This is a genomic window from Methylobacterium sp. Ger2507 (assembly GCF_055231875.1).
The window spans coordinates 2,609,497-2,633,380 of record NZ_JBUYVC010000001.1; the positions used below are offsets into that span (position 1 = coordinate 2,609,497).

At 68.4% G+C, this 23,884-nt stretch carries 23 protein-coding genes and 1 riboswitch; of the genes, 7 read left to right on the forward strand and 16 right to left on the reverse strand.

What is annotated here, in order from left to right; all coding sequences use genetic code 11:
• Positions 1-77: 77 nt before the first annotated feature.
• From ACV7NL_RS12080 to ACV7NL_RS12100, 5 genes are all read right to left on the reverse strand, one after another.
• Positions 78-1,772: a cation acetate symporter gene (locus ACV7NL_RS12080; protein ID WP_056185943.1), complete on the reverse strand. Its 1,695-nt coding sequence runs from the start codon at positions 1,770-1,772 to the stop codon at positions 78-80.
• Positions 1,769-2,077 carry a DUF485 domain-containing protein gene (locus ACV7NL_RS12085; RefSeq protein WP_056185939.1) on the reverse strand — a complete coding sequence of 103 codons (309 nt, stop codon included), beginning with the start codon at positions 2,075-2,077 and terminating at the stop codon, positions 1,769-1,771. Before ACV7NL_RS12085 ends, ACV7NL_RS12080 begins: the two co-directional genes overlap by 4 nt.
• Before the next feature lie 128 nt (positions 2,078-2,205).
• The gene (acs, locus tag ACV7NL_RS12090) at positions 2,206-4,155 is read right to left on the reverse strand and encodes an acetate--CoA ligase (RefSeq protein ID WP_056185935.1); all 1,950 of its coding nucleotides are present in this window, start codon (positions 4,153-4,155) and stop codon (positions 2,206-2,208) included.
• Between the two features lie 146 nt (positions 4,156-4,301).
• Positions 4,302-4,571 carry a hypothetical protein gene (locus ACV7NL_RS12095; protein ID WP_463355801.1) on the reverse strand — a complete coding sequence of 90 codons (270 nt, stop codon included), beginning with the start codon at positions 4,569-4,571 and terminating at the stop codon, positions 4,302-4,304.
• A 114-nt stretch (positions 4,572-4,685) separates the two neighbouring features.
• Complete coding sequence (locus tag ACV7NL_RS12100; RefSeq protein WP_463355802.1) at positions 4,686-7,460, reverse strand: sensor histidine kinase; 2,775 nt, start codon at positions 7,458-7,460, stop codon at positions 4,686-4,688.
• A 231-nt stretch (positions 7,461-7,691) separates the two neighbouring features.
• Between ACV7NL_RS12100 and ACV7NL_RS12105 the strand changes: the two genes are divergently transcribed.
• Both ACV7NL_RS12105 and ACV7NL_RS12110 read left to right on the forward strand, forming a co-directional pair.
• Complete coding sequence (locus tag ACV7NL_RS12105; RefSeq protein ID WP_056185929.1) at positions 7,692-8,183, forward strand: phasin; 492 nt, start codon at positions 7,692-7,694, stop codon at positions 8,181-8,183.
• A 349-nt stretch (positions 8,184-8,532) separates the two neighbouring features.
• The gene (locus tag ACV7NL_RS12110) at positions 8,533-8,886 is read left to right on the forward strand and encodes a hypothetical protein (RefSeq protein WP_463355803.1); all 354 of its coding nucleotides are present in this window, start codon (positions 8,533-8,535) and stop codon (positions 8,884-8,886) included.
• Positions 8,887-9,015: 129 nt separating this feature from the next.
• Here the strand turns inward: ACV7NL_RS12110 and ACV7NL_RS12115 are convergent, their stop codons facing one another.
• The 5 genes from ACV7NL_RS12115 to ACV7NL_RS12135 form a co-directional block, all read right to left on the reverse strand.
• Positions 9,016-9,681: a L,D-transpeptidase gene (locus ACV7NL_RS12115; RefSeq protein ID WP_056185924.1), complete on the reverse strand. Its 666-nt coding sequence runs from the start codon at positions 9,679-9,681 to the stop codon at positions 9,016-9,018.
• Between the two features lie 123 nt (positions 9,682-9,804).
• A complete protein-coding gene (locus ACV7NL_RS12120; RefSeq protein WP_463355804.1) occupies positions 9,805-10,086 on the reverse strand; it encodes a hypothetical protein in 282 nt (93 codons plus the stop codon).
• A gap of 36 nt (positions 10,087-10,122) precedes the next feature.
• Positions 10,123-11,019, reverse strand: coding sequence for a glycoside hydrolase family 16 protein (locus tag ACV7NL_RS12125; RefSeq protein ID WP_463355805.1), 897 nt, complete (start codon positions 11,017-11,019; stop codon positions 10,123-10,125).
• A 245-nt stretch (positions 11,020-11,264) separates the two neighbouring features.
• On the reverse strand, positions 11,265-13,415 hold the full coding sequence (locus ACV7NL_RS12130; RefSeq protein ID WP_463355806.1) for a TonB-dependent receptor: 2,151 nt from the start codon (positions 13,413-13,415) through the stop codon (positions 11,265-11,267).
• Between the two features lie 106 nt (positions 13,416-13,521).
• Positions 13,522-13,723, reverse strand: a riboswitch (cobalamin riboswitch).
• Positions 13,724-13,860: 137 nt separating this feature from the next.
• A complete protein-coding gene (locus tag ACV7NL_RS12135; RefSeq protein WP_463355807.1) occupies positions 13,861-14,451 on the reverse strand; it encodes a hypothetical protein in 591 nt (196 codons plus the stop codon).
• Positions 14,452-14,693: 242 nt separating this feature from the next.
• On the opposite strand from ACV7NL_RS12135, the gene ACV7NL_RS12140 reads away from it, so the two are divergent.
• The 3 genes from ACV7NL_RS12140 (at position 14,694) to ACV7NL_RS12150 (ending at position 16,287) form a co-directional block, all read left to right on the forward strand.
• Positions 14,694-14,936, forward strand: coding sequence for a hypothetical protein (locus ACV7NL_RS12140; protein ID WP_056185912.1), 243 nt, complete (start codon positions 14,694-14,696; stop codon positions 14,934-14,936).
• Positions 14,937-15,001: 65 nt separating this feature from the next.
• Positions 15,002-15,436, forward strand: a complete 435-nt coding sequence (locus tag ACV7NL_RS12145; RefSeq protein WP_056186580.1) for a hypothetical protein — start codon at positions 15,002-15,004, stop codon at positions 15,434-15,436.
• 332 nt (positions 15,437-15,768) lie between these two features.
• Positions 15,769-16,287: a hypothetical protein gene (locus tag ACV7NL_RS12150; RefSeq protein ID WP_244478436.1), complete on the forward strand. Its 519-nt coding sequence runs from the start codon at positions 15,769-15,771 to the stop codon at positions 16,285-16,287.
• Between the two features lie 36 nt (positions 16,288-16,323).
• Here ACV7NL_RS12150 and ACV7NL_RS12155 read toward each other — a convergent pair whose 3' ends face one another.
• Positions 16,324-16,776 (reverse strand): cupredoxin domain-containing protein, encoded by a 453-nt coding sequence (locus ACV7NL_RS12155; protein ID WP_463355808.1) that lies wholly within the window; start codon positions 16,774-16,776, stop codon positions 16,324-16,326.
• Between ACV7NL_RS12155 and ACV7NL_RS12160 the strand changes: the two genes are divergently transcribed.
• Entirely contained in the window at positions 16,768-16,914 is a 147-nt protein-coding gene (locus ACV7NL_RS12160) for a hypothetical protein (RefSeq protein ID WP_463355809.1), read from the forward strand. The two genes, ACV7NL_RS12155 and ACV7NL_RS12160, sit on opposite strands and share 9 nt — an antisense overlap.
• Before the next feature lie 60 nt (positions 16,915-16,974).
• On the opposite strand, the gene ACV7NL_RS12165 is transcribed toward ACV7NL_RS12160, so the two are convergent.
• Together ACV7NL_RS12165 and ACV7NL_RS12170 are read right to left on the reverse strand one after the other, a co-directional pair.
• A complete protein-coding gene (locus ACV7NL_RS12165; protein WP_463355810.1) occupies positions 16,975-17,805 on the reverse strand; it encodes an alpha/beta fold hydrolase in 831 nt (276 codons plus the stop codon).
• A gap of 473 nt (positions 17,806-18,278) precedes the next feature.
• The gene (locus ACV7NL_RS12170; RefSeq protein WP_463355811.1) at positions 18,279-19,229 is read right to left on the reverse strand and encodes a ketopantoate reductase family protein; all 951 of its coding nucleotides are present in this window, start codon (positions 19,227-19,229) and stop codon (positions 18,279-18,281) included.
• 266 nt (positions 19,230-19,495) lie between these two features.
• Here ACV7NL_RS12170 and ACV7NL_RS12175 point away from each other — a divergent pair, with 266 nt between their 5' ends.
• Positions 19,496-20,509 (forward strand): zinc-binding alcohol dehydrogenase family protein, encoded by a 1,014-nt coding sequence (locus ACV7NL_RS12175; RefSeq protein ID WP_463355812.1) that lies wholly within the window; start codon positions 19,496-19,498, stop codon positions 20,507-20,509.
• A gap of 84 nt (positions 20,510-20,593) precedes the next feature.
• On the opposite strand, the gene ACV7NL_RS12180 is transcribed toward ACV7NL_RS12175, so the two are convergent.
• The 3 genes from ACV7NL_RS12180 to ACV7NL_RS12190 form a co-directional block, all read right to left on the reverse strand.
• The gene (locus tag ACV7NL_RS12180) at positions 20,594-21,472 is read right to left on the reverse strand and encodes a LysR substrate-binding domain-containing protein (RefSeq protein WP_463355813.1); all 879 of its coding nucleotides are present in this window, start codon (positions 21,470-21,472) and stop codon (positions 20,594-20,596) included.
• Positions 21,473-21,651: 179 nt separating this feature from the next.
• Complete coding sequence (locus ACV7NL_RS12185; protein WP_056186573.1) at positions 21,652-22,065, reverse strand: DUF1236 domain-containing protein; 414 nt, start codon at positions 22,063-22,065, stop codon at positions 21,652-21,654.
• Positions 22,066-22,327: 262 nt separating this feature from the next.
• Positions 22,328-23,635, reverse strand: a complete 1,308-nt coding sequence (locus ACV7NL_RS12190; protein WP_082507974.1) for an alpha/beta hydrolase — start codon at positions 23,633-23,635, stop codon at positions 22,328-22,330.
• Between the last annotated feature and the right edge of the window lie 249 nt (positions 23,636-23,884).

Below are 23,884 nucleotides of genomic sequence, written 5' to 3' on the forward strand. Positions count from 1 at the left end.
CCGGCCAGCCGACATGAGAAGGGGCGCGACTTGCGTCGCGCCCCCTCGATCCCCACCCGATTCGGAGCAGCTTCGGCTCAGTGCGCGTGGGCTCCGTCGGCACCGATTCCCGTCTCGGAGCGGACGAACTGCGCGTCGAACAGTGCCCGCTCGCGCTGGGCCCGCTTGGTGTTGTCGAGCTTCGAGACGACGATGATCGTCAGGAAGGCCAGCGGCATCGAGAACAGGGCCGGGTTGTCGTAGGGGAAGATCGCGGCCGGGTTGCCGAAGGTCGTGACCCAGACGGCCTTCGACAGCACCACCATGCCGACCGCCGCCACGAGGCCGACGAGGCCGCCGATGAGGGCGCCCCAGGTGGTGGTGCCCTTCCACAGGATCGACATGGTCAGGACGGGGAAGTTGCAGCTCGCCGCCACAGAGAAGGCGAGGCCGACCATGAAGGCGACGTTCTGGTTCTCGAAGACGTAGCCGAGATAGATCGCCACGATGCCGATGACGACGGCGGCGATCTTGGAGAGGCGGACTTCCGCCGCCTCGTTGGTGCGTCCCCGGGCGATCACCTGGGCATAGAGGTCGTGGCTGACCGCCGAGGCCCCCGCGAGGGTGAGGCCGGCCACCACCGCCAGGATGGTGGCGAAGGCCACGGCCGAGATGAACCCGAGGAAGTACGGGCCGCCGACCGCGTTGGCGAGGTTCACCGCCACCATGTTGGTGCCGCCGACCATGCCCTTGAGCTTGTCGAAGGCGCCGGCCGCGTCGAGGTTGAAATAGGCCGGATCGGACATCAGCAGGGCGATGCCGCCGAAGCCGATGATGAAGGTGAGGATGTAGAAATAGCCGATCAGACCGGTGGCGTAGAACACCGACTTGCGGGCGGCCTGGGCGTCCGACACCGTGAAGAAGCGCATCAGGATGTGCGGCAGGCCGGCGGTGCCGAACATCAGGCCGACGCCGAGCGAGATCGCCTCGACCGGATTGCTGACGAGGCCGCCCGGCGCCATGATGGCGTCGCCCTTGGGGTGGGTGGCGACGGCGGCGGCGAACAGGGCCTCGGGGTTGAAGCCGTACTGGTAGAGCACCGCGCCGGCCATGAAGGTGGCGCCGCCCAGCAGCAGGCAGGCCTTGATCACCTGAACCCAGGTGGTCGCCTTCATGCCGCCGAAGGCCACGTAGACGATCATCAGCACGCCGACGATGATGACGGCGTAGAGGTAGGGCAGGCCGAACAGCAGCTGGATCAGCTTCCCCGCGCCGACCATCTGGGCGATCAGGTAGAACGCCACCACCACCAGGGTGCCGGTGGCCGAGATGATGCGGATCGAGGTCTGGTCGAGGCGGAAGCTGGCCACGTCCGCGAAGGTGAACTTGCCGAGGTTGCGCAGGCGCTCGGCGATCAGGAACAGTACGATCGGCCAGCCGACCAGGAAGCCGGTGGAGTAGATCAGGCCGTCGAAGCCCGAGGTGTAGACGAGCCCCGAGATGCCGAGGAACGAGGCGGCGGACATGTAGTCGCCCGCGATCGCCAGGGAGTTCGTGCCGGCCGAGATGCCGCCGCCGGCGGCGTAGAAATCGGCGGCCGACTTGGTGCCCTTGGCGGCCTTGTAGGTGATGCCGAGGGTGAAGAGCACGAAGAACGCGAACATGCCGATCGCCGGCCAGTTCGTCGCCGACTGCTTGACGGCGCCGAGATCCGGTCCGGCCGCATAGGCGACCGTTGCGGCGAGCGCCGCCATCACGGTGCCGAGGACGAGGGGGTGCTTTGCGCGGATCATCGGGCGAGGTCCCGCTTGAGGGCAGCGGTCAGCTGGTCGAAGCGGCCGTTGGCGCGCTGGACGTAGATGCCGGTGAGGATGAAGGCGAGCACGATGACGGTGACGCCGAGCAGCAGGCCCAGGGAGGCCGTACCGCCGCCGATCTTCACCGCCAGCAGCGCCTTGTCGAAGGCGATCAACCCGATGAAGCCGAAATAGATCAGCAGCATGATGATGGTGAGCGTCCAGCCGAAGCGGGTGCGCTCGTGGACGAGTTCCTTGAAATGCGGGCTCTGCGCGATCCGCGCAGTCTCGAGATCGGCCATGACGTGTCTTTCCCAGGGATCCGCGTCTTCGCAGGGCGGCGTCCGGATTGCAGGCGTTCGATTGTGGGAACAGCAGGACGCGCGAACACGGGGTCACCGTGTCCGCGCGATCGGAGGGACCGTGGCGCTCAGTGCGTCCGGTTCTGGCGATTCTCGATCAGGTCGTCCACCACCGCCGGCTCGGCGAGGGTGGAGGTGTCGCCGAGCGCCGAAAACTCGTCCTCGGCGATCTTGCGCAGGATCCGGCGCATGATCTTGCCCGAACGCGTCTTGGGCAGGCCCGGAGCGAACTGGATCAGGTCGGGCGAGGCGATCGGCCCGATATCCTTGCGGACCCAGGTGACGAGCTCCTTGCGCAGCTCGTCCGAGCCGTCCTCGCCCTCCATCAGGGTCACGTAGGCGTAGATGCCCTGGCCCTTGACGCTGTGCGGATAGCCCACCACGGCCGCTTCGGAGACCTTCGGATGCGCGACCAGGGAGGACTCGACCTCCGCCGTGCCCATGCGGTGACCGGAGACGTTGATGACGTCGTCGACCCGGCCGGTGATCCAGTAATAGCCGTCCGTATCCCGGCGGCATCCGTCACCGGTGAAGTAATTTCCCGGATAGGTCGAGAAGTAGGTCTGCTCGAAACGCTCGTGGTCGCCATAGACCGTGCGCATCTGGCCGGGCCAGGAATCCTTGATGCAGAGATTGCCTTCGCAGGGACCCTCGAGGGTCTTGCCCTCGGCATCGACCACGATCGGCTGAACGCCGAAGAAGGGCCGCGTCGCCGAACCCGGCTTCAGCTTGGTCGCGCCCGGCAGCGGCGTGATGAGGATGCCGCCGGTCTCGGTCTGCCACCAGGTATCCACGATGGGGCAGCGGGAATCGCCCACCACCTTGTAGTACCAGTCCCAGGCTTCCGGATTGATCGGCTCGCCGACCGAGCCGAGGACGCGCAGGGACGCCCGCGAGGTCTTCTTCACCGGGTTCTCGCCGCCGCCCATGAGCGAGCGGATCGCGGTCGGGGCGGTGTAGAAGATGTTGACCTTGTGCTTGTCGACCACCTCCCAGAAGCGGGAATTCGACGGATAGGTCGGGATGCCTTCGAACATCAGCGTCGTCGCGCCGTTCGCAAGCGGTCCGTAGACGATGTAGGAATGCCCCGTGACCCAGCCGACATCGGCCGTGCACCAGTAGACCTCGCCCTCCCGGTAATCGAAGACGTATTGATGCGTCATCGAGGCGTAGACGAGATAGCCGGCGGTGGTGTGGACGACGCCCTTGGGCTGACCGGTCGAGCCCGAGGTGTACAGGATGAACAGCGGGTGCTCGGCCTCCATCGGCTCGGCCGGGCATTCGTCGGTCACCTGGGCGGCGGCCTCGTCGTAATAGACGTCGCGGCCGGGCTCCATGGCGATCGACGAGCCGGTGCGGCGCACGACGACGACGTGGTCGACGCTGTCCTTCGGCAGGCGCGCGATGGCGGCATCGACATTGGCCTTCAACGGCACCTTGCGGCCGCCGCGCAGGCCCTCGTCGGCGGTGATGACCATCTTGGAGGCGCAGCCCTCGATGCGGCCGGCCAGCGAATCGGGCGAGAAACCGCCGAAGACGATGGAATGGATCGCGCCGAGCCGCGCACAGGCCAGCATGGCGTAGGCGGCCTCGGGGATCATCGGCAGGTAGATGGTGACCCGGTCGCCCTTGGACACGCCACGGTTGCGCAGCACGTTCGCCATCTTGCCGACTTCGGAATGAAGCTGGCGATAGGTGATGTGCTTGGACTCGTTCGGATCGTCACCCTCCCAGATGATGGCGACCTGATCGCCACGCGTCTCGAGATGACGGTCGACACAGTTGTAAGCGACGTTGGTACGCCCGTCTTCGAACCACTTGATCGAGATTTTGCCAGGTTCGAAGCTGGTCTCCTTCACCGTCGTGAAGGGGGTCATCCAATCGATGCGCTTGCCGTGCTCGCTCCAGAATGCCTCTGGATCGGCGACGGAGGCCTGATACATGGCCAGGTACTTGGCATCATCGACGTGAGCGCCTTCGCTCCACGTCGGACGCACTTCGACTACCTTCTCGTCCATCGCGTTTTCCCTGTCGGCGCCCGATCGTATCGCGACTGTTCACGCAGCCGGGACTTCCGAATATCGTCATAGGCTCAACGACATATCGGCCGCAAGCACTCAGGCGGCCTGTTGGGAGACAGATTGACGAGTTTCTACGCGGTGCTTCAGTTACAACCGATGCAGATCCCGGTCTCGATCTTGCGATCCAGGGACTTCTGCTTCTGCACGGCATCCGACCCGATATCGTCGGAACCTGCGCCGGCCCGGCCCGGCGGCTTCGTCACCCCCGTGGAGGTGATGTTACGGAACTGGCCGGCCGAATTGAGATTCTGTTCGGTCGGTCCTGTGCCGGTCTGCTGAGCCAGGGCGAGGCTCGGAGCACCGAGGCCGAGACCGGCGATCAGGGGCAGGGCGATCAGGGGCAACGTCCGCATCGGTTTCTCCATCCCAGGTTCTTGATCCCAGGTTCTCGATCCCAGGAGAGCCCGCCTCCCTGGCTGCCCACATAACGCGCGCTGACATCGCGGGTTGCGCGGGTACAACCGGAATCAGGCCCGCATCGTCGCGGGGCGAGCGGGGAACGACATCTCGACCAGGGTGCCCTCGTGCTTCCGGCTGTCGATCCGGAACCGCCCCTGATTGGCCTCGACAAGAGCCTTGGTCAGGGGAAGGCCCAGCCCGGTTCCCCTGCGCGTATCCGCCTGCAGGCCCTCCCTGGAAGGCAGGCCCTCCCTGGAAGGCAGGCCCTCCCTGGAAGGCAGGCCCTCCCTGGAAGGCAGGCTCTCGCTGGAGGACAGCTCTTGCCGGAACGGATTGAGCACGCCGTCAACCTCGTCCGGCGTCATCCCGGCTCCGGTATCGCGGACCCGAAGGGCGATCTCGCCGCGATCCGCCATGGTGGTGGAGACGATGACCTGGCCGCCCGCCTCGGTCAGGGCGATGGCGTGGGCGAGAACGTTGAGCGTGGCCTGATGCACGGACCGCTCATCGGCCAGCAGGGGCGGCAGATCGACGGAGAAGCTGGTGCGCAGCACGATCCGCTCCCGCGCAGCCTGGGGTTGCAGCAGGGCGACGCAGCGCGACACCACGTCGTTCAGCGGGACCTCCGCGATGTCGAGATCGAGGCGCCCGGCCTCGATGCGCGCCAGATCGAGGAGATCGTTGATGAGGTCGAGGAGGTGGGTTCCGGAGGCCCGGATCTCCTGCAGGGCCGCGCGGTGGCGTTCGGAATCCGGCGGCCCGAACGTCGCGTCGAGCAGACCGTCGGTCAGCCCCATCATGGACGTGATCGGTGCCTGGACGGATTGGCTGATCCGGGCCAGGACGTCCGCCTGCCGGACGCTGCCGGCCTCCGACGCGCGCGCGCGCGACGCCTCGTCCCGAACGTCCGACCCACCCTTCTCGGGACGCAATCCGTCGTTCCGAATCACGGCGCAGAGACGGCCCTGCGCATCGCCCGCCAGGGGCAGGATCTTGACCCGGAGGCGCACCCCGGTTCCGCGCGCGGTGACCGGGATCTCGTCCATCGCGGCGGAGGCGGGGTCGGCGTGCAGGCGCGCCAACAGGGCGACGGCGTGCTCGGCCGCGAACAGGCTGAGGAAGCTCGCCCCGACGACCTCTCGGGAATCGAGCCCGAAAGCCTCGGCGGTCCTGCGATTCAGCGTCAGGATGCGGCCGCGCTCGTCGAGGAGGGCGACCCCGTCCTCCAGTGTTTCGAGCACCGCCAGGGCGTCGGCACCGCGCCGTGCGGCGAAATCCTGCGCGATGGCCACCGCCGTGGCGGCGCGGGCCTCCTCGCTCGGCTCGGCATCGCGGGCGAGGAGCAGTTCGGCCGGCTGCCCGGCCCAATCCAGGACCGAATGCTCGACCAGGACGCTCGCACGGCCGCCGTCCCGGGTGACCAGGACGAGGGGCGTATCGACACTCGAACGCGCGTGGGGGTCCAGGCCTCCGAACAGATGTCCGACCCCGCCGGCCGCAGCCAGTGCATCGCGGTCCGCATACCCGACGAGGTCGAGCAGCGGCCGGTTGGCGAACAGCACCGCATTGTCCCGGTAGACCAGGACGCCGGAGGGAATGCGCTCCAGCGTCGCCACCATCGCGGCATCGGGTGCGGCGGGGTCCACCGGACGCGCGGGCGGGACCGGGAACGGCATCACGGCGCAGGGCAGACCCGGCTCGGACTCGGGCTCCGCCCGGTCGTCGCCGGCGAAACGGGCACCGAGGGCGCGGGCGATCTCGCGGAAGGCCGCGTGTTCATGGCTCGACAGGTGCGGATCGGGCTCGGGCAGAGGTGCCTCTACGGGGCCGGAATCAGGCTGGACGATCGCACCAAGGGCTTCCTCCACCTCGGCCGGAGCCGGGACAGGCGTTGGAACCGGTGCAAGAACGGGCGCAAGAACGGGCGCAGACACCGGGATGGGCATCGCTGGCGCGGCCGGGGGCGCCGCTGCGACGGAAACGGCGGGCCGCACGATCGAACGGACCTGTCCGAAGCCGCGGAAGCCATGTCCGCTCCGGTCGATCGGGGCGCCGGACAGCTCCAATTCGCAGAGAGCGCCGTCCGGCTCGACCAGCGTCACCGGAACGGCCCGGAACGTCCGCGCCCCCTCCAGGGCGGTGAGCAACCCGCCGGCATCGCGGAGAATTTCCGCCTGCGCGAGGTCGCGCCAGGTCCGGCCCTGGAATCGGCGGCGAAACGCCGAACCGGCTTCCTGCGAGATCCGCACGATGGCGCCGCCCGCGTCGCTTTCCCAGGTAAAGCGCTGGCGAAGCACCAGGGGGTCATCGCCCTCGAGGTCCGGGTCCGGGTCCGGGTTCGGGTCCTGGTCCTGGTCCTGGTCTGCGTCCTGGTCCTGGTCTGCGATCTCGATCGCGTCGGGCACGGGCGGGATCGCGGCAGAGGGCGGCACCGGCTCCGCGCGGCTCTCCGCAGCCCGCCGGGGGCGAAGGTTCGGGAGCGGCGCGCCGGCGACGAGGACCACCGCCTCGCCGTCTTCGGCCAGTGCCGTGAGCAGGAGGCTGACCGTCACCGGTGGAGCGAGGCGCCGGGGGTCGAGGTGGAGCCGTACCAGCACGGGATGATCCCGGCGCAGACGCGCACGGGCGATCTGCTCGCCGAGCCGCAGATCCGGGTAGATCAACCCGTCCGCATCGCTGATCGCGCGGAGCAGCGGGTCCGTGCCCGCGGAGGCATGGAGAACCCGCGCGCCGGACGCATCGAGGATCAAGGTTGCGGTCGATGGATCGGCCATGCGGGTCGCGAGGCGCGAATCATGGGCGCACCGGCGCAAGACGGCCTGCAGCGCCGGATCGTCAACCAAGCCCGGCCGTGAAGCTCCAGTCTCGAACATCCGCACCTGTTTCGCGTGACGATTTTTGCAACGTGACGTCCTTTTTAGTGCGTCACGGCCTCTTCGTAAGCCACCAGCGTCTCAGGCGGGCGTTTACCTGTTGTCAACCTTAATGCGCCCGAGCAGGGTGGCATAGGGCTGGGCCTGTGCTATTGTGCAGCGCACAACAAGCCATCAACAATCACCTGTGAGGAGAGGATAATGAGCAGCACCCCGAATTACGAGGTTCCCGCCGAGATGCGCGACTTTGCCGAGAAGAGTGTCGATCAGGCGCGCAAAGCGTTCGACACCTTCATCAGCGCCGCCCGCCGCACCGCCGATACCGTTCAGGGCTCCGCCGAGATGGCGCGCACCAACGCCCACGACGTTTCGGCGCGCGGCTTCGAGTTCGCCGAGCAGAACGTGACCGCCGCCTTCGATCTCGCCCAGAAACTCGTCCGCTCCCGCGATCTGCAGGAAGCCATGCAGCATCAGGCTGAATTCGTGCGCAGCCAGTTCGCCGCGATCCAGGCCCAGGCCAAGGAGTTCGGCGGCCTCGCCCAGACGGCGATGCAGCAGAGCGCCGAGAAGGCCAAGGGCGCCATGCAGGAGGGTGCCGAGCACGCCCGCAAGGCGATGGAGCAGGGCACCGAGGCGGCACGCAAGGCCGGCAGCGACGCCGAGCAGGCCATGCGGAACGCCACCAACTCCTGATCGCGCTCCGCGCGTGACGTCCTGATCAACGGCGCCCACCCGGCGTCCAGTCTCAGCCCGCTCGGCCCCTGGCCGGCGGGCTGTTCTCGTTCGACGGGCGGCGCCGGACGGCCATCAGCCAGAGGACTTGCCTCAGGCCAGAGGACTTGCCCCGTGTTGGACGACTTGCCCCGCGCCAGAGGGCTTGCCTCAGGCCAGAGGACTTGCCCGCAGGCGACCCGTCTCCTACCGCTGGCAGCGTTCCGAATTCGGGCCGCTCGGCTCTTCCGCCTCCCGCCCAAAGCGGGAGTGGCGGGCAGGGGCGCCGACATCTTCCAGCGGCGCACGACTCCAACAGAGGTGCACATCCATGCGACGCATTTCCGGACGCTGTCTGATCCTCGGCCTCTTGGCCGGACTGCTCACGGCCCAGACCGCGCAGGCGCAGTACTACGATGACGGCTACGACCAGCCGCCGCCGCGCCGGTACGAGGAACGCCGGCTGCCGCCGCGCCCCTATGACCGGGACGATCGCTACGAGCGCCGGGCGCCACGCCGCGAGGTCGGCCTGAACTGCGATGCCGTCCAGTCGGGCCTCACCGGGTATCAGCCCTATTCCTGCCCGCTACCGGGTCCGCGCCCGCTTGGCGCGCGCTGCTTCTGCAACATGCCGATCGCGCCGCTGAGCGCACCGCAGACGGCCGTCGGCCGGGTCGCCCCCTGACCGGTCGCCACGTCTGACGTCCGATCGTCTCCAACAAGAAGGCCGCGCCATCCTCCCGGACGGCGCGGCCTTCTTGCATCTGACGGTCCGAGCGTGGCTGCCGAGGCAACGCCGCTCGACGGGTCTCGATCAGTTGTTCAGCACGACGACCTTGGCGCCGACCTTCACGCGTTCGTAGAGGTCGGTCACATCCTCATTGGTCATCCGGATGCAGCCCGACGACACGGCCTGGCCGATCGTGTCAGGCTCGTTCGAGCCGTGGATGCGATATTCGGTGTTGCCGATATACATGGCCCGCGCGCCGAGCGGGTTCTCGACACCACCGGCCATGTAGCGCGGCAGGTCGGGACGACGGGCGATCATCGCGGCGGGCGGGGTCCACGACGGCCATTCCTTCTTGGCGGTCACGGTCTTGACGCCCGACCACGTGAAGCCGGGACGACCGACACCGACGCCGTACCGGATGGCTTCGCCGTTCGGCATCACGAAGTACAGCCGACGCTCGGCGGTGGAGACCACGACCGTTCCCGGCTTGTAATTGCCGTCGAAGGCGACGATCTCGCGCGGGATCGGGGCGACCTGCGCCTGCGGGGCGGCCTGATAGCCCTGACCGACGGCGCCCGGGAAGCTGTAGGGATCGTCGGTGAGACGGCCGTTGGCATAGGCCGGATCGGCGGAATAGTAGTCATCGCCGGCATTGCCGCCGAAGGGATCGTAGGGAGCTGCCAGAACAGGGCTCGTCGAGAGGACGCAGACACCGAGTATGCCAGCCAGGGCGGTCGCCAAGGTCTTCATCTGTGGTCCCTTACCTATGCCGTAACCTTTGCTATACAAGCGTAAGCATAGAGCGGAGGTTCCACCGGCCGCGCAGATTTCGTCATCATTGCGGCAGAGCCGGTCGCCCGGCGAGGATCGTGCTTAACGATCGCCGTAAGACCGGCGCGACCCGTATCCCTGTGAGGTGCCGTATCCGCAGCCATAGCGATAGCGCGAGCACCCGACCGAGAAGTCGTTCCGCGCCCGGGCCTTCGCCCGCTCCTGATCGATCACGAGATCGCGCTCCCGGTTGCGCTCGGCCGACAGCGAGGAGCCGTAGCGTTCGGCCGCCTCGGCTGCGGTCCCCGCCACGAGCGCCAGGGTCAGGCCGATCGCAGCGGCCCTTCGGCACCGGCGGGTCTTTCCATCAGGTCTGGTCGTCATGCGTCGCATCTCCCGATCTGTCCCTCCTGAGCGGCCTCAGCCCGGCAGGCGCCAGACCGTGACGCGCTGGATCAGGTACTCGGCCGGCATGGGCGTCGAGGCGTCGGGATACCCACCCCACGATCCGCCGATGGCGAGGTTGACCAGGATGTACATCGGAACGGACTTCATGTCGGACGGCGTCGGAATGCGACGGACCTCCTTGCGGTCGACGTACCACACGATTTCGTCGGCGGTCCAAGCGGCGCCGTAGGTGTGCCAGTCCGCCCCGGGTCCGCCCACCGGGAAGGGTAGGGTGACCTTCTGATTGCGCTGCTTCGGCGCCTCGCCGGTGTGGAGGGAACACCAGATCTCATTGGGGACACCCAGTCCCTCGAAGATGTCGAGTTCGCCGTTCTCCGGCCAATTGCCCTTCGTCGGCATCAGCCAGAAGGCGGGCCAGACGCCCTTGCCGACGGGCAGCTTCGCCTTGATCTCGAAGTACCCGAACAGCTGCGAGAAGCTGAACCGCGTGGTCAGCACGCCGCCCATGAATTGCTTTCCATGCGCGAGCGGTTGCAGGTTCTCGGGTATCTTCGAACCCAGGATGGTGAGGTGTTTACCCGGATCGAGCTTAAACGGGTTCAGACCGAGCGGCGTGTCGAGGACCTTGTCGTCCTTCACGCCGGTAAAGCTCGGGTCGACGTAGATGCTGCCGGCGCTGCCGGAGCGGTACTCGAGTTTCGTCGGACCGCCCGAGCCGAGCACGGTTCGCCACCGGGTCGGGGAAGGGGGCTTCTTCGCCATCTCCGAGGCATCGAGCGTCTGCCAGCGCTCGTCGAAGGTCGGAGCCCCGAAGGTCGCCGGATCGATCTTGCCGGGCAGCGGAGCGGCTTGCGCCAGGACGGTGCCGGCAAGCGTCGCGGCGACGAGACAGGCGAAGCGTTGGAACATCACAGTATCCTCGAAACGATGCCGGACCACTGACGCCGACGGGCCTCCGCCCCCATCCTTGATAGGGCGCCGCAAGGGTCCGAGCCAGTGCAGGGAGGCCTATGGCCGGCGCAGGGGTGCCACGACGACGTCACAACGCGGCGATCTCATGGCGCCAGCGGGATCGCGCATTCTCCCGTTTCTTCGGAAGGACAGCGACAGCGTCGCATCGCAAAGATCCCGGCAGGGACATCGCGGGCGCGGCTTCAGAAGCGCCCCGCGAGGGTTAGGCGAAACGCGGTGGGCTCGACCGGATGGACATGCGGGTCGGCCACGCCCGCGGGGCCTTCGCCGCTCAGGCGCGAGGTGTAGAAGTAAGCGATCTGGTCGGCCCTGGCATTGGTCAGGTTCAAGACGTCGAGGGACAGGCTGATTCCGTCGTCGAAGGCGTAGCCGATCCGTCCGTTCAGGAGAGCCGTCGCTTTCGAGCGCACCGAATTGTCCTCGATCAGCGGACGCGGCCCGAAGTAGCGAAAGCGCATCGAACCGAACCAGCCGGGACCCGCACCGAAGGTGAATCCGGCCGACGCGATGGTGGTCGGCGCCTCCGGCACCCGGTTGCCGATCGGGTCCCGGTCCGAGAAGCGGGCGTTGGTGACCGTCAGGTCGCCCTCCAGCGAGAGCCAGGGCGTTACCGCGTAGCGGTTGGTCCACTCGATGCCGAAGCGGCGGGTGGGGCGGCTCGGCTCGGTGGTGCCGCTGTCGCCCTGGAACAGGTTCTCGGAGGCGAAATCGAGTTGGAACAGGGCGACGGCGGTCTCGAGCCCGGCGATGCTGCGGTTGCGCAGGCCGATCTCCGAGCCGGTCGAGGGCACGAGGAAGGGCGAGCGGCTGATGTTGAAGAGCGGGCTCGTCGGATCGACCGTGGCGGTGACGCCGCGGGCGTCGTTGGAGTGGAAGCCGCCGCCGTAATTCACGAACAGCTCGGTCTCGAACCACGGACCGAGCACGAGGCCGAGCTTCGGGTTGACGATGCCGTCCCGTGCCGTGCCGGAATTGGCCGGCGTGTCCGAGCGGACATCGGCGGTGAATCCGTCGGCCCGGACACCGACGCTGGTGCGCAGCCAATCGGTCCAGCGCACCCGGTTCTCGACGTAGAGGGCGGCGCTCGCCTCCAGCACCCGGTCGTCCAGCACCGTCGAGCGGACCTGCCGCGCGGTGGTGTTGAACAGGCCGACGCGGATCGAGTCCGTGCGGGTCTGAAGCCCGATCTCGGTCTCCATCGGCAACCCGAAGAGGTCGCCCTGGACCATGTGGCTGATCTCGCCGCCGCCCAGAACCCGGCTGTCGCGCTGGCGGAACTGGTCGCCGCTGACCGGATCGTTGAGAAAATACGTGAAGTCGTTGAACAGGTTCATCCCATAGCGGATGACGTAGGCGTTCGCCCGGGTGATGCCGGCGTCGCTCGTCCGGCTCCAGCGTCCGGAGAGCGAGAAACGGCCGGTGTCGCCGCCATCCGTGGGGTTCAGGGCGCCGAAGCGGCCGATGATCCCCTCCGTGACGGCGCGCTCCGGGATCTGGTTGGTGGCGTTCCACCGGGCCCAGTAGGCCATGCCCGTCAGGGCGAAGCCGTCCAGGGCCGTGCCCTGGCTGTAGCGGACGACGCCGTTGAGCTTGGCCAGACGGTCCGGCACGTCCCAGGGGCCGTCATAGGTCTGGGCCTCGCCCGCCACCAGAAGGGTGCCCTGCCCGAGCGGTGCCGACGCGATGGTGAGCGCCCGCTTGTAGCCGAAGCTGCCGAAGGAGGTCAGGGCGAGGTTGCGGTCGGTCTTGTCGAGATAGTCGATCCGCACCGAACCGGCCGAGGCGAAGTCGCCATCGCGCACGAAGTAGGGACCCTTGTGGAACTCCACCGCGCCGACGAGTTCCGGGATCAGGAAGTTGAGGTCGGCATAGCCCTGTCCGTGGGCGTGGGTCCGCATGTTGACCGGCATGCCGTCGATCGAGAGCGCGATGTCGGTGCCGTGGTCGAGGTTGAACCCGCGCAGGAAGAACTGGTTGGCCTTCCCCTCCCCGGAATGCTGGGTGACGATGAGACCGGGCACGCTTTCCAGCACCTCTCCCGGTCGGGTGATCGGGCGGCTGTTGATCTGCGCACCCGATATCACCCCCGCGCTCGCCGCATCGACGGGCCTGAGACCGCCGCCGATGCCGATGACGCCGCCGACGAAGCCCGCCTGCGCGACCGGTCCGGTTCCGGGCGGCGCCGATGCCTCCGCCGTGACCGAGAGTTCAGCCAGGTTCGCCTCGGCCGCCTGGCCAGAGACCGGCCGGATCTGCGCGCCGTAAGGCACCAGGCCGGCGCAGGAGACCAGAAGGAGCGTTCGGTAGGGGGGCCGTGACGGGGCGGGCGACATGGGACCTCGGGCGACGTCTGTGGCACGTCACCGCGACGAGGTCGGTCCGTTCGCCGCATGCGAACGCCCCGACACCCACCAGGACACCCCGCCCGATGCGTTTCGCGTGTGACCACGATGGACGGCAGGTCTCCTGGCTCGCGGGTCACCGCCCTCTCATCGTCTTCCCAGGTGCCGGGGCACCCAGTGACGTGTTGATGATGGGCTCGCCGCTTACAGTTGCGGGGGCAGCCGCGGCGTTGGGCTCTCGCCCGCACCGCGTTCCCTTTTGATCCTCGATCCGAGGAACCGTCCGAGGTCAGAAGACCAGACGAAGCCCGACAGCGTCAATCGAACGCGCGGGAAATCGGCGTCCTGTGCTCCCTGTGCGACAGCCAGGGCCAAGCCCAGCGCCGGTGGGTCGGGGACAGCCGGGTGAAGGCTGGATGGGCGGCCGCCCCTCCGATCAGAGCGGGCGATCCCGATCCTGATCCGGGCTCCAGCTTCGCAGCGGCGAGGGTCCGATCTGGCGTTCGGCGCGGGGCGCCGACTCGTCCTCCAGCCAGGTGCGGGGGCCATTGGCATTGCCCCGGACGACGTCCCCGGCGACGATCGCGTGTCCGGAGGCGACCGCCACGATCAACTGGGTGGCGTAGGCCCTCGGACCGCTGCCCTTGAGGGACATGCCGGGTCCGCCCGGACGGAGCTTGCTGCCGAGCGCGCCCCAGAGGGGCGGTGTCTTGATCCGGCGCAAACCAAAGCCCTGGTCGATCAGGGCAGCGGCCGCCTCGATCTGGCCGTTGAGGAGAAGCAGGCCCGGCCGCGTCAGGCGGAAGGCATAGCTGCCTTCGTCGTCCTCCTCGACGAGGTTCACCAGCTTCAACGACAGGGCCTGACAGGCCGTGTCGACGTTGTCGCGGGTGAACTCGGCGTCGACGGCCAGCGGCCTCAGGGCTTGGCCCGAAATCCGGCAGGAAACCCGTTGGAGGAAGAAGCGACGTCTGGAAATCTGGCTCAGGCCCCATCCAAGCGCGATCGCGCGACGTGGGGCGATCATCCGCCGGACAGCATGGCGCCCGGAGGTTTCGGTCTGGTTGAGACGATCCGCGAGTTTCGGTGGCGGAATGCACGCCCTGGTTGACGATCCAGTGCCCGGCCCGATCCCGCGGGGACCCCGGTCTCGGACACCGAGGCGGCGCGGGCGCTCGCCCCCGCGAGCGGCCGATCGATGCCGGCCCTCTTGCTGTTCGCCCGTCACCGCCCTCTGTGAGCGGTCATCACCGCCGGGAGACATCGGACATGACGAAGCTGTTCATCGCCAACATCAGGACCGCCGAGGGACCCAAACCGCTGGTGACCGTGCGGGCCGCCGCCGAGGGCGAAGCCAGGCTGTTTCTCGAAGCCGCCTATCCGGACGACGAGATCCTCGACGTGGCGGAGCCGAGCGGCTGGGCCAGCGACGCCGACACCGGCAGCGCGGCGGGCGACATCCGCGAGCATGCCGGCGTGCAGTGGCAGGCGCCCTCCAGCCATTCCGGCTGAAATTCAGCGCCGCCGGTCGAACCCGGCGCTTGCCAGCGCCAATCGTGCCGTGACCATTGCCGACCATGCCGATCCGCCGCGAGCATCGCTTCTTCTATCCGATCGACTGGCCCGAACTGTCGGCCGTCATCCGGTTCACCCGCGCGCGGGGCCGGTGCGAGTCCTGCGGACGGCCGCATGGCCGGCGGGTCTTCCATCTCGGCGATGGGCGCTGGTGGGACGACGATGCCAGCGCCTGGCGCGATGGGGCAGGGCGGTTCGTCTGCCTCGCGGTCGGGATCGACGACGTGCTGGGAACCGTGCGGACGACGCGCGTGGTCCTGGCGACGGCCCACCGCGACCACGATACGGCGAACAACGCCGCGAAGAACCTCGCGGCCTTCTGCCAGCGCTGCCACATCAACCACGACCGACCGGAGCATCAACGCCGGCGCTGGCGCACCCTGTTCCGGCGCAAGGCGTTGGGCGACCTGTTTCGCGGCCCGTATCCCAGCCCCTGAAACGCGCGGAACGGCTGGTTTCGAACAGGACATCAGACAGCGCGACAGGACGTCAAGACGAGGATTCCGGTGCGGAACGGTTTGTCCCCTGATCGAGGACCGGATCGGCCGCCGCGATACCTTGTGCTCCACCGACGATGCCGCTCGATTTGATTCCATGACCAAATCTGCTCAGCCTCGTCCGAGCGCAAGACTTATCGGTCTTTTTGACTAATCTCGGTTCGCATCCAACCGAATAGACTCCGATCCGGAGGATTTTTTCAGCAAAAATACAGAAGCGCCCGTCTCGGCGATGCTTTACACAGAGCCTGACCTTGCCCTGGAGTCAGCCCGTGACAACAAGCCTGTCGAAATCCGCCAGCGTGGCCGCCCTCGCCGTCCTGCTGATGGGCGCCGTCGCGATCGCCGAACCCGTCACGGTCGTCCCCGGACAACCACCGGTCACGGTGGACCTCCCGGCCGGCTGGACATCCTCGGCGATCAAGCGTGGCATCCAGGCCAAGACGTCCGACGCGGAGGTCTTCGTCTGGTTCGAGAGCTTCAGGCCGGCCGAGCTGAAGGAGCTCCTCGCGGAACACGAGAGCGACTTCAAACGCCGGGGCGTGACGGTCACCGGCGAAGCGAATATCGAGGAGAAGGACTTTCCGACCTATTTCCTCAAGATCACGGACGTTCCCGCGACCTACGAAGGCAAACCAACCCTTCTGCGCTACGTCGCGGTTTCGCCGAAGGACCCGAACAAGCGCCAACTCCTGGTCAGCGTCTGGGCCTTGCCCCAGGGCGGGACCCGCTATGCCACAGACCTGAACGCGATCTTCGACAGCTTCCGGATGTCCGTCGAAGCGCTGTGATCCCGCCGGCGCGTCTCAGGCGGCCCGGTTCGCGCGCTATCCCGCCGGATCGGTGAGGACCAGCTTGCCCTCGAAGGGGGCCTTCTGGTTCCGGTTGCTGGTGCAGGCATAGGTTTCCTGCCCGGCCTTGAGCGTGCGGATGCGCAGAACGCCCTTACCGTTCTGCTTGACGAGATAGCCCTTCTCGCTCGCCACATGGACGAGATCGCCATCGGCGTGCAGCACGTTCGCGTTCTCGAACTGCCCCGGGGCCGTGATCGTCACGGGCTCGGCCGCCTGACTGACGATGTGGAGCTCGACGTTGGTGTTGGCCGGAAGCTTCAGCTCGGCCGGCGCGCAGACGGGCTTGCCCCCCTCCATCCGGATGGTGAGTTCGACGGGCGGCATCACATCGGAGGAGGCGGGCGGCAACGGCTTGCTCTGCGCGAAGACCCCCGTGGCGAATGACGTGACCGCGAGCGCGCTCAATCCGAGCAAACCATGGCGCATGTGACTGACCTCGACCGTTCCGTGTTGGATATCGAGGAAAGGGCCGCGGGAGTCCGGGAGTTCCGGTTTGCGGCGGCACGCCGCAAGGCCCCCTGGCAGGTCGGCAAGGCCTCCTGGCAGGTCGGCAAGGCCCCCTGACAGGTCGGCAAGGCCCCCTGACAGGTGGCGAGGTCTCGCGGCGTGGCTCGCCCGATGGCCTCAGGCGCGCACGAAGGCCAGCAGATCCGGGTTGATGATCTCCGGATGCGTCGTGCACATGCCGTGCGGCAGGCCCTCATAGGTCTTGAGCGTGCCTTGCTGCAGGAGGGGGTGCGAGAGCATCGCCGAATCGGCGATCGGCACGATCTGATCGTCGGTCCCGTGCATCACCAGGACCGGCACCGCGATCGCCTTCAGATCTTCGGTGAAATCCGTCTCGGAAAAGGCCTTGATGCAATCGTACTGGGCCTTGGCACCGCCGATCATGCCCTGGCGCCACCAATTGTCGATCACGCCGGGCGAGACCTTCGCGCCCTCTCGGTTGAAGCCGTAGAACGGGCCTTCCGGCACGTCGCGGTAGAACTGCGCCCGGTTGGCCGCCAGCGCGGCGCGAAAGCCGTCGAAGACGGCGAGGGGCAAGCCGCCGGGATTGGATTCGGACTTCACCATCACGGGCGGCACCGCGCCGATAAGCACCGCCTTGGCCACGCGACCGGGCTCCGAGCGGGCGACGTAGCGCGCCACCTCGCCGCCGCCGGTCGAGTGACCGATATGGACGGCGTTCTTCAGGTCCAGGGCCGCGGCGAGTTCGATGACGTCGGCGGCGTAGGTGTCCATCTCGTTGCCGGTCGCCGTCTGCGAGGAGCGGCCATGGCCGCGGCGGTCATGCGCGATCACCCGGTAGCCCTGGTTGACGAAGAACAGCATCTGGTTGTCCCAGTCGTCGGCGCTGAGCGGCCAGCCATGATGGAAGGCGATGACCTGCGCGTCCTTGGGACCCCAGTCCTTGTAGGCGATCCGCGTGCCGTCCCGTGTCGTCAGGAAATCCATGGTCTCGGTCCTTCCTCGAGGGTGAACTCTGTGGTGGGGTGAAGTCTGTCCCGCGGCCCCGACGAAGCCCTGTTTGACGGGTGCCGGCTCGGGCTGGCCGGCGCGAACGGGAGGCGTGCCCGGCTGGACGCTGAGGGCACAGGCCCGGGCCTTCGCGATCAGCCGGTCTCCGTCCGCAGACCGACGACAGGGTTCGGAATTGCGACTTCGGGATGGAGAATTCGATCCGCCCGATCATGCAGTCTTCGTGTGTATCGCCGATGATGTCTGACGGTATCATCGCAGATCGTCTTGCCGGCAGCGTCGATGTCGTCGGCGAAAGCGACCCGGCCAAAGCGATACAAGCTGCGGGCGACGGGCGAAACCATACGAAGGTAGAGGGTTCCTCTCCCCACAACGTGTCGGCCGCGCAGGCGACCCTCACGTACCGGCGCCTCCGATGATCGACGTCCCCGGTGCGTCAGGGCAGCGGCTCAGCCCGTCGCTTCGGCGCGCCGCGCTTCGCCGGCCCGGGCTTCGGCCGCCTGCACGAGGGTGCTCAGCAGCCGGTTCGCCGGTGTGGGCACGCCGGTCTCCGCCCCCTTCCGGACGATCAGACCGTTGAGATGCGCGATCTCGCTCGGCCGGCCCCGGGCCAGATCCTGCGCGGTGGAGGAATGCTGGTCCGGCATGGCGGCCGCGAGAGCGAGGACGCGGTCGAGGATGTCGCCCGGCACCGCGACGCCGGAAGCTTCGGCGACGGCAACGCATTCGGCCACCACGTCGGCCATGACGGTGGCGATGCCGGGGACCGCAAGCAGGCGTCCGTACGGGAGCTGCGTGATCGCCGACAGGGCGTTGTAGGCGCAATTGACGACGAGCTTCCCCCACAGGGCGTCGACGGCCCGGGCGGAGACCTGCGTGGGGATGCCCGCGGCGGCGAACGCGGCGGCGATCTCCAGGCTCGTCGCGGAGGCGCCGATCACCAGGTCTCCGCGCCCATGGTGCTTCACGTGGCCCGGCCCCACCATCTCGGTGGCGACGTTGACCGCTACCGGCACCACCGGGCGATGGAGAACCGCCTGCAGGCGCTCCGGATTGTCGACCCCGTTCTGGAAGCTCAGCACCGTCGCATCGGGCCGCAGGTGCGGGGCGATGGCCCGTCCGGTCGCCTCGGTATCCCCGGACTTCACGCAGACCAGCACCCATTCGGCCCCGGCGACGGCGTCGACCGCCGTCGTGGCCCGAACCGGGACCACGATCCGCTCGTCGCCGATCTCCAGCCAGAGCCCACGCGCCTCGACCGCGTCCACGAGCGGGCGCCGCCCGACCAGGACGACTTCGAGCCCCGACCGCGCCAGCAGGCCGCCGTAATAGCATCCGACCGAGCCCGCCCCCACGATAGCGACCTTCTTGCTGGCAACCTTCTTGATGGCGACCGTCATGCCCTGGGCAACCTCGTGGCGAACCGGTGCCGGCGCGACGCCGGCCGGAGCGCCAATCTGGACCCGCCGGGCGGCCGGGACCAGACGCAGGCGCGGGACAGCAGGCCCGCGCGGCGGAGCGGAGCGGGCGCGATGCAGTCGGAAATCCGATCGCAGCCATCAGAACTATGCGTTTCTCAAATGATCGCGTTCGAGCGAGGGTCCTCCCGCGGAGCCGACCCGACAGGTATCGGCAGCTTTCCGCATCGCCGATCAGGAGCATCCCCATGAAGGCCGTCGGGTTTCACACCTCCCTGCCCATCACCGAGCCCGAGGCTCTGATCGATCTCGACCTGCCGGAGCCGGATCTGCGCCCGCGCGATCTTCGCGTCCGCATCCAGGCGATCTCGGTCAATCCCGTCGACGTGAAGGTCCGGGGCCGCGTCACGCCCGAACCGGGCCGGCCCCACATCCTCGGTTACGATGCGGTCGGCATCGTCGCGGCGACCGGCCCGGAGGTCCGCCTGTTCCAACCGGGCGACGCCGTGTTCTATGCTGGCGCCCTCGACCGGCCGGGCACCAACGCGGAATTCCACGCCGTCGACGAACGCCTGGTCGGTCTCGCCCCGAAGACCCTGACCCCGCAACAGGCCGCCGCCCTGCCGCTCACCGCGCTCACCGCCTGGGAGCTGCTGTTCGATCGCCTGCGCGTGCCCTACGGCGTCATGGCGGGCTCCGACGCGCTCCTCATCGTCAACGGCGCCGGCGGCGTCGGCTCGATCCTGACCCAGATCGCCCGGCGCCTGACGGGGCTCACCATCATCGCGACGGCCTCGCGTCCCGAGACCGAGGCGTGGTGCCGCGCCATGGGCGCCCACCACGTCATCGATCACCGCCAGCCCCTCGACCAGGAACTCGCCCGGATCGGCATTCCGCAGGTTCGCTATGCCGCCAGCCTGGCGGGCAGCGACCAGCATCGGGACGCCCTCGTCGCCGCCCTGGCGCCGCAGGGTGCGCTGGCGCTGATCGACGATCCGGAGACGTTCGACATCGTGCCGTTCAAGCGCAAGAGCCTGTCGGTGCACTGGGAACTGATGTTCACCCGCAGCCTCTTCAGCACGCCGGACATGGACCAGCAGCACCGTATCCTGACCGAAGTGTCGCGTCTCGTGGATGCCGGGCTCCTGCGCAGCACGTTTCGCGAGGAGATGGGCCCGATCAACGCCGCGAACCTGCGCCGGGCCCACACCGCGCAGGAGAGCGGACGCAGCATCGGCAAGACCGTGCTGACCGGCTTCTGAGCACGGGCGGCAGGGGCCGCAAGGGGGCAAGGACCGCAAGGGCCGCAAGGCGGCAAGGGCCGCAACGGCGGCGCCATCTCCGCGTCAGGCCACCAGGGAGAGGCCGTCGCTGCCCGCGAGGCTCTCGGTCAGGAAGGTGATCAGCGGCCGGATCAGGGCGCCGGCCCGGTCCTCGCCGATCACCGTGACCTCCGTCATCGGCAGGGCGGGCCAAAGGTCGGGCGCGCGCAGGATCTGCAAACCCTCCTGCAGGAAGGAGCGGCCGAGCAGCGTCACCCCGAGGCCGCCGGCCACGGCAGCCTGCACACCCATCAGGCTGCTTGCCGTGCAGGCCGCGACCCATTCGCAACGGACCGAGTCGAGCGCCGCGATCATCATGTCGCGATAGCTGCAGGGGGCCGGCAGCATCACCAGACGGGCGGGTCTGCTGAAATCCGGCTGGTAGTCGGCGGCCGCCAGCCAGACCAGCGGCTCCCGCCAGATCACCCGGCCGCGCGGGCTCGCGCCGCTGCGCTTGGCGATGACCGCATCGAGCCGATCGGCGTCGTAGGCCTCGAGCAGGGTGCAGCTCAGGCCGGTCATCAGGTCGATATGCACGCCCGGATAGAGCCGTCCGAACCGGGCCAGGAGCTTCGGCAACTGGCCCGGGATGAAATCCTCCGCCACCCCGAGACGCAGCGTCCCGCTGGCCGGGGGTTCGTGCCAGGCTCGGATCACCGCATCGTTGAATTCCAGCATCTGCCGGGCCGCCACCAGCAGGCGCTCGCCGTCCGGGGTCAGGCCGAGGGTCCGGCTGGTGCGCTCGAAGACGCGCCGCCCCAGGATCTCCTCCAGGCGCAGGACCTTCTGGCTCACCGCCGATTGCGAGCGGTGGACCACGTCCGCCGCGGCCGTGAAGCTGCCGGTCTCGGCCACGGCCACGAAGGCGCGCAGGAGATCGATCTCGAGATCCGGGCGGCGCATAGCTCAATCGCGATTCTGCTGGATGTCGATCCATCTATGCAGATGTCGCATCGCTCGCAACACGGACCCGGTCATCTCCGGGTGCGCCCGACGAGATCGGGCTCGTATCCCCGTGGCGGGACGCGTCGCTGCCGGAGCGCGTCCCGCCTTTGCCCTGAGTTCGGACCGCGCCGAGCCGATCAGTCGATGATCTCGACCACCCGGCGGGTGCGCGGCTCCACCAGCACCGGGTGATCGTTGACGATGGTGTAGTTGTAGCCCGAGATCGCGAATTCCGCCGGGACGTCGTAATAGACGATGCCGTCCTCCGGCAGCACCGAGCCGACCCGAAGGTTGCCCGCATAGGCATAGGAGGGCCGGCGCTCGGCCGTGGTGTAGATCCGGAAGCGCTCGCGCCGGTCGATGCCCAGGATGCCGTTGGCCGTGCCGACCGCTGCCCCGATGGCGCCGCCGACCACGGCCCCGAGCGGCCCGGCCGCCATCCCGCCGCGCGCCGCCCCTTCCTCCGCCCCCTGGACGAGGCCTTGCGCCTGCGCGGTGGCGAGGCCCGCCAGAACCAGGGCGGATGCGGCCGTGAAACGCGCGAGGGTCATGGGGAGGGTCATGGGATCAACTCCAGGCAGGCCCGAACCGGGCCGGTCAACGAGGGGGGGATGAACGGTTTGGGATACGGTCTCACCACGGCGCGGCGGAGACCGGTAACCCTTGGCGGCAGCCAGGATGCGGAGCTTGGCTGATGCGGGGCTTGGCTGACGCGGGGCTTGGCTGATGCGAGGCTCGGCTGATGCGGGGCTCGGCTGATGCGGAAGACCCCGACGACATCCCGGGACGCATAGCGGAGCGGACCGAAGGGCATCATTCGGGCGTGCCGGTGACGGCCCGCATGGGGGCGCCGGCCAGATCCACCGTCGAGCCGACCGTATCGGTGACGCCGTGGCCGACATTGGACAGGTGCTGCCCGTAGGTCTCCCGCGTCTGCGGATCGAGGATCGCCACCGGCGCAGCCACCGCCAGCGCCGCTCCGGTGGCGACCGTCGAGGCCGCTCCGGCCGCCGTCTGGACCAGCTTGTCGCCCAGCCCGACATGGCTGTCGGAGATCGGCTGTCCATCGGCCAGTCGCTTGCCCAGGAGCGCCACCACCTCGCTCGAGGCGAACTTGCCGTGGTTCAGCGAATCCCCCGACTGCACCCCGGTCAGGTTCAGGATGCCGATGTTCTCCCGCTCCAGTTCCGAGCGGTAGGGCTCCTGGTTCGGGTCGATGGCGCCGAGGCGGACCGAATCGCCCCAGACCAGGCGCGACACGGCCAGGGCCCGGTCGTCGCCGGACACCATCAGGGTAAGGCGGGGCCGGTCCTTGCCCATGTCGTGGAACGCCGCGCGGGCGAGGTCCATGTCGACGTCGGGGGCGGCCAGCATCACGTTGCGGATCTTGGCGGCGACGCGGCCGTCGCGGATGGCCATCTGGCGCAGGCTCTCCAGCGCGAGCCAGTTGCCCATGGAATGGGCAAGGACGGTGATCTCGCCGACCTTCGGGTCCTTGGCGAGATCGCGCAGGAGGGTCTCGAGGCCGTTGCGGGAGAAGTTCGTGCTCTCGCGGTCGTAGCCGTAGGCGAGGACGCTGCCGCGGGACGGCCAGGTGAACAGCACCGGCACCACCTCGGCCCCGGAATCGTGCACGATCTGGGCGAAGCGGAAGACCGCATCCTCGAACCGGTTGTTGAAGCCGTGCACGAAGACCAGCACCTGGCGCTTGCGCGATTGCTTCAGGGCACGCCCGGTCCAGGCCGGCACGTCCTTGCGCGCCAGGGGATCGGCCCGCAGGGCGACGAAGTCGGTGGCGGGATTGCCCGGCAGGGCCTTCGGCCATTGCACGGTCCCGGCCGCGCGGGTCGCATCGGGCGGAATCGAGACGGCGAGATCGGTGTAGCTCACCGCCGCGCCGCGCTCGCCGGAGAACAATTCCCCGGGCGCGCCCGCACTCTTGCGGTTCGTCACCACCAGCATCTCGACCTGCGAGGTTCCGGGCGCCGTCACCCCGGCGGCCACCGGCAGGAGCACGCCGGTCGGGCGCCCGGCGCAGGCGGGCAGGGCGAGAAGCAGCACCAGGACCGGCATCAGCCGTCGCGCCCGGACCCTACGGTCCGCTGTCGTCCCGATGGTCATGCTCGCCACGCGTGTCTCCCTGTGACCGGACCGAGACGGCCCATCGGTTAACCAGAGGTTAAGCCCGGGCTGGAGCCCTGGACCGGTATTGCGGCGGGGACGCGGTCGCCGCACCGCCAAACGGCGCTTCCGCCTTCCGAATCGCCTCGCGACCTGCCAGGAAACGGGCGATCACACGATGACGTGAAGGCGCCGCCCCGCCTGCTGGGCCGCCGTGGTTGCGAAATCGCGACGCGTCGGGTGAGCTTG